General features: G+C 70.9%; 4 protein-coding genes. 3 read left to right on the forward strand and 1 reads right to left on the reverse strand.

All coding sequences use genetic code 11. The features are described from left to right. Positions 1-346: 346 nt before the first annotated feature. Positions 347-1,819 (forward strand): endo-1,4-beta-xylanase, encoded by a 1,473-nt coding sequence (locus tag ACFV4F_RS12170; protein ID WP_380501908.1) that lies wholly within the window; start codon positions 347-349, stop codon positions 1,817-1,819. Between the two features lie 102 nt (positions 1,820-1,921). Next, positions 1,922-2,896, forward strand: coding sequence for a glycoside hydrolase family 6 protein (locus tag ACFV4F_RS12175; protein WP_380501910.1), 975 nt, complete (start codon positions 1,922-1,924; stop codon positions 2,894-2,896). A gap of 64 nt (positions 2,897-2,960) precedes the next feature. On the opposite strand, the gene ACFV4F_RS12180 is transcribed toward ACFV4F_RS12175, so the two are convergent. After that, positions 2,961-3,761, reverse strand: a complete 801-nt coding sequence (locus ACFV4F_RS12180; protein ID WP_380438376.1) for a FadR/GntR family transcriptional regulator — start codon at positions 3,759-3,761, stop codon at positions 2,961-2,963. Positions 3,762-4,126: 365 nt separating this feature from the next. Between ACFV4F_RS12180 and ACFV4F_RS12185 the strand changes: the two genes are divergently transcribed. Then, on the forward strand, positions 4,127-5,488 hold the full coding sequence (locus ACFV4F_RS12185) for an ABC transporter substrate-binding protein (RefSeq protein WP_380490247.1): 1,362 nt from the start codon (positions 4,127-4,129) through the stop codon (positions 5,486-5,488). Positions 5,489-5,614 lie beyond the last annotated feature (126 nt).

Raw genomic sequence — 5,614 nt, forward strand, 5'->3', positions numbered from 1 at the left:
GGGCCGGCCCCGCCCCCCCGGGCCGCGCGCCGCGGCGGCCGGCCCGGGCGGGCCCGGGCGGGGCCCCCGCCCCCCCCCGCCGCCCCCCCCCCACGACCGTGCCGACTGCCTGGCCGCCGGTTTTCCGAAACATCGTCGAAACTTTCAACCACGTATTGACGGGTCCCGCACACACCGAGTTATCTGGCCACGGGAGCGCATCCCCACCGGGCGCCGTTCTGCCGGACGGCCGCCGCAGCGCTCCTGTTCCCGAACCGACGGTGCCAGCGCCGTCATCGCTCGTGCGCCACGACCCGCCGGTATCGCGGGTGTGCGCCTCCCCCTGGAGCGACATTGGAGGGCGACCATGCCTCTCGGAAAGATCCTGATCAGGATTCACCACACCTGGGCCGCCGTGGTGGTCCTGGCGCTGGTGCTCGCGGCCGGCGTGACGGCCGCGACGCCCCCGGCCACGGCGGCCGGCGGCACGTTGAAGGCGGCGGCGCAGGCGGACGGCCGGTACTTCGGCACCGCCCTGACGGACGGCGACCTCGGGGTCGGCGGTGAAACCGCCGTCGCCGGCGCGCAGTTCGACATGCTGACCCCGGGCAACGAGATGAAGTGGGACACCACCGAGCCGGCTGCCGGCTCGTACGATTTCGGGCCCGGTGACCAGCTCGTGCAGTTCGCCCGGGCACACGGCATGCGGGTGCGCGGCCACAACCTGGTGTGGCAGAACCAACTTCCCTCCTGGGTGTCGAACCTGCCGCTGAGCCAGGTTCGCTCCGCCATGGAGGCGCACATCACCACCGAGGCCACCCACTACAAGGGACAGGTCTACGCCTGGGACGTGATCAACGAGCCGTTCAACGGCGACGGCTCCCTCGTCCCCGACGTGTTCTACCGGGCGATGGGAACGGACTACCTCGCCGACGCGCTGCGTACCGCGCACGCCGCCGATCCCGGGGCGAAGCTCTACATCAACGACTACAACATCGAGGGCGAGAACGCGAAGAGCAACGCCCTGTACAGCCTCGCCCAGTCGCTGCTCGCCCAGGGTGTGCCGCTGGGCGGCATCGGGTTGGAGAGCCACTTCATCCTCGGTCGGATCCCCGCCGACATGCAGGCCACCATGCAGCGGTTCGCGAACCTCGGCCTGGACGTGGCCGTCACCGAACTGGACGACCGGATCCAGCTCCCGGCGTCCGGAGCGGCCCTCCAGCAGCAGGGCAGCGACTTCGCCGCCGTGGTGCGGGACTGCCTGGCGGTCTCCCGCTGCGTGGGCGTGAGCCAGTGGGGCGTGGACGACGCGCATTCGTGGATCCCCGGCACCTTTCCCGGATACGGCGCCGCCACCATGTACGACGACAACGACCAGCCCAAGCCGGCCTACTCCGCGACGCTCTCCGCCCTCGGCGGTTCGAGCACCGGCGGTGGTGGCGGCACGACGGGAGAGTTGCACGCGGTCGGTGCCGGCAAGTGCCTGGACGTGCCGAACAGTTCGACCGCGGCGGGCACCCAGGTGCAGATCTACAGCTGCTGGGGCGGCACCAACCAGATCTGGACGCACACCTCCGCCGACCAGCTGAGCGTCTACGGCGGCGTCGGCCGGATGTGCCTGGACGCCTCCGCGCAGGGCACGGGCTCCGGCACGAAGGTGGTCGTCTGGCCGTGCAACGGTCAGACGAACCAGCAGTGGCACGTGAACACGGACGGCACCGTCACCGGTGTCCAGTCCGGCCTGTGCCTGGACGTGTCCGGCGCCTCCACCGCCGACGGCACCCTGGCCCAGCTGTGGAGCTGCAGCGGCCGCAGCAACCAGCAGTGGACGCTCGGCTGACACCGAACGGGTGCGGCCGGACGGCACCGGGGCTCCGGGACCGTCCGGCCGCACTGCGCCCGCGAGTAATCCCCCCCGCCCCCACCGAGGGAAGGAAGCACCATGCGCCGTGCGCTCCCCAAGCTGTCCCTGCTCCTGGCCCCCGCACTCGCCGGCCTGCTGGTTGCGGTCCACCCCGGCACCGCGTACGCCGCCGACCCCACCACCATGACCGGCGGCTTCTACGTCGACCCGGACTCCAGCGCGCAGCAGTGGCTCAACGCCAACCCCGGCGACGGCCGCGCCCCCGCCATCCGGTCGTCGATCGCCGACGTGCCGACGGCGCGTTGGTTCGGCAACTGGAGCGGCACCATCGGGACGGCGACCGGGTCCTTCGTCGGAGCCGCGGCCGCCCGCGGCGAGCTGCCGATCCTGGTGGCGTACAACATCCCCGACCGGGACATCTGCGCCGGGCAGTCCGGCGGCGGCGCGGGCTCCGGCGCCGCCTACGCCAGCTGGATCGCGGCGTTCGCCGACGGCATCGGCAACCGGCCGGCGGTGGTCGTCCTCGAACCCGACTCGCTGGGGGACGAGAGCTGCATGACGCAGACTCAGATCTCCGAGCGCAACGCCCTGCTGCGCAACGCCATCGCGCAGTTCAACGCCAAGGCCCGGAACACCTGGGTCTACCTCGACGCGGGCAACCCCGCCTGGTTGAGCGCCGAGACCATGGCCGAGCACCTGGCCGCGGCCGGTGTGCGCGGCGCCCACGGGTTCTCCCTCAACGTGTCCAACGTCTACCCCACCGCGCAGAACACGGCGTACGGCGACGCCGTCAACGCGGTCCTCGGGGCGGCGAAGGGGTTCACCAAGCCGTACGTGATCGACACCAGCCGCAACGGCAACGGATCCGACGGCACCTGGTGCAACCCGGCGGGGCGCAGGATCGGCACACCCACGCGGGCCGGTGGCGGCGCCGAGATGCTGCTGTGGATCAAGGCGCCCGGCGAATCCGACGGCAACTGCGGCACCGGCACCGGATCGACCGCCGGACAGTTCCTGCCGCAGGTCGCCTACAACCTGGTCTACGGCTACTGAGACGAGGAACCGACACGACGACGATGGAGGGGAAGCCGCCCCGCCGGGGCTTCCCCTCACGCCGTTATCCGAACAGGCGTCGCTGGATCTCCCGGCGGTAGTCCTCCAGCGTCCGGTCGAGGTGGACCGCCGTGGCGGCGGCCGCCTCGTCGGGTCGGCCGTCGCGGATGGCCCGGTAGATCGCCTCGTGCTCCTCGACCGCGGCCTTGGTGCCTTCGCTGAGCACGTCGTGGATGCCGATGGCGCTGGACTGGCGCTGCAGCCGGCGCGCGTCGCGCACGGCGCTGAGCAGGAAGGTGTTGTGCGCGGCGGTGGCCACGGCCGTGTGGAAGTCGTCGTCCGCCTGGTTGAACACGTCGACCTGGCCGTGGACGAACCCGTGCCGGCACTGCTGCATGGCGACCTCGATGGTGCGCAGCTCGGCGGGTGTGGCCCGGGTGGCCGCCAGGCTGCTCGCGGCCGTCTCCTGGACCTTGCGGAACTCGAAGAGCATGAGGACGTGGTCGAGGTCGACGGGGCGGAAGAAGCCGCCCCAGCGGCTGGTGATGAGCATGCCCTCGTCGTCCGCGACGAACAGGCCGCGCCCCTTGTGCGCCCGGACGCGGCCGAGGGCCGAGAGGATCTTCACGGCTTCCCGCACCACGGCCCTGCTGGTGTTCAGCGTCTTGGCGAGATCGTGCTCCGTGGGCAGCCGGTCGCCCGCCACCAGGCGCGCCTCGGCGATGTACTCGAGGATCTGCTCCGACACGATCTCGTACCCGGGCCGGTAGTCCCGGCGCTCCTCGCCCGCGCCGTTCGCCGCTGCCGCGACGGCGGGGGAGGCCTGCGGGGGCATGGCCGTTCCGGTCGTGGGCGTGTCGTTCATCTGTCCTGCCTCCGTGTGACTGGCGCGAGGGGCGACTGATCGCGGTGGAGCCGACTCATCGTAGCGCAGACAATCATAAGTCGTACTCATTTGGCGAGGGGGGCTGACGAGGACCTGCGGATAAAAACGGATAAATACGGGCTCTCTTCGCACGAGTAAGCCCTGGCAGTGCACCGGCGGCCCGAAATTGCCGCAAATAAGGCTGCGTGAACCCTTGACGGTCGTCTCGATAGGGCGGCTAATTTATCCGGCGAGGGCGGCAACGGAACGGCGGCCCTCGCGGTACCGACGCCCGAGCCGGACGGCCCGGCGTCGCCCCACCCCCACCTCCCGACCTGTTCGGGGCCTCTGCAGTGGAGTCGCTCATGACCGTCAACAAGCCTCCGGTCGGCCGGGAAGCAGTGTCCGGCAAGAGACGAGCGGTGCTGCTCGCAGCCTGCGCGGCGACCCTGGTGATGACCGTGGCCGCCTGCGACAGCAGCTCTCCCGCGAAGACCACCAAGGACGGCTTCGCCCAGGCGGCGCAGACCGACGGAGCGCTGACCGTCTGGGTCGACGCGACCCGGGTGGCCGCCGCGAAGCAGTACCAGGAGCTGCACCCCGAGGTGAAGCTGGACATCGTCACCTACGACGGCGATGCCAACGGCTCGAACTACCTCCAGACCAAGGTCCAGCTCTTCAACCGGACCGGCAAGGGCTGGCCCGACGTCGTCTTCAGCTCCCAGAACAACGAGGCGACCTGGGCGGTCGACGCGGGCTTCGCGGCGCCGCTCGACAAGGGCCTGGTCCCGGCGGACACCCTGAGCGGCTTCGCCAAGGGCGCCAACGACGTGTGTACGGTCAACGGCACCGTCTACTGCCTGCGCAACGACCTCTCGCAGGCGGTGCTCTGGTACAACGCTCCGCTGATGCAGCAGTTCGGCTACACCGTCCCCAAGACCTGGGAGGAGTACCAGCAGCTGGGTGAGAAGGTGGCCGCCGAACACCCCGGCTACCTGGTGGGCGACGCGGGCGACTCCTTCACCCCCGAGATCTACCTCTGGGCGAGCAAGTGCGGGGCCAACCACATCACCGGTCCCAAGGCCGTCTCGGTGAACACCACCGGTGAGAACTGCACCAGGATGGCCACGCTCATGGACGGGCTGATCAAGAACAAGTCCATGTCCATCAGCGGCGTCTTCAGCACCGACTTCGCCAAGAACGAGGCCGACAAGGTGCTGCTCATGCCCGGCCCGGCGTGGTTCGGCGGCGCGGTGTTCAAGGACACCCTCAAGACCCCGGACAAGACGATCGGGGTGGCCCCGATCCCCCAGTGGCAGGGCGACTCCGAGCCGGCCACCGGCAACGTCGGCGGCGGCACCTGGCTGGTGTCCCAGCACTCCACCCACCTCAAGGCGGCCACCGACTTCCTGAAGTGGGTCACCACCGACAACGCCTACCAGGGCGAGAAGTCCCCGGGCTTCCCGGCCTACGCGCCCGCCGCCGAGGACTGGCTGAAGGCGCAGGCCGCCTCGGGCTACCTCGTCGGGGACCTCGGCGCCCTCAAGGAGGCCTCCTCCCAGGTGTGGCCGGGCTGGGGCTCGGGCCAGTTCAGCCAGGAGGGGATCTGGGCCGCCACGGTCAAGCCCGGCCTGACCCAGGGGCAGACCATCACCTCCCTGCTGCCCGCCTGGCAGGACTCGATCGTCAAGCACGCCGAGTCGTACGGATACAAGGTCTCGTCGTGACCGTCACCTCCTCCCCGGCCGGTTCCGGCCGGCGCCCCCCCGGCGCCCGCCCGCGCCCGGCCCGCCCGGGCGTCGGGGGCGGCGCCGCCGGCCGGCGGGTAGCCGTCGGGGTGGAGCCGCTCGGGG

This window comes from Kitasatospora sp. NPDC059722 (assembly GCF_042733235.1).
In the GTDB taxonomy this organism is placed as follows: Bacteria; Actinomycetota; Actinomycetes; order Streptomycetales; family Streptomycetaceae; genus Kitasatospora.

Coding starts and splice junctions, on each gene's coding strand:
- ACFV4F_RS12175 (WP_380501910.1), top strand. CDS start 1,922: ATGCGCCGTGCGCTCCCCAAGCTGTCCCTGCTCCTGGCCCCCGCACTC.
- ACFV4F_RS12185 (WP_380490247.1), top strand. CDS start 4,127: ATGACCGTCAACAAGCCTCCGGTCGGCCGGGAAGCAGTGTCCGGCAAG.
- ACFV4F_RS12170 (WP_380501908.1), top strand. CDS start 347: ATGCCTCTCGGAAAGATCCTGATCAGGATTCACCACACCTGGGCCGCC.
- ACFV4F_RS12180 (WP_380438376.1), bottom strand. CDS start 3,761: ATGAACGACACGCCCACGACCGGAACGGCCATGCCCCCGCAGGCCTCC.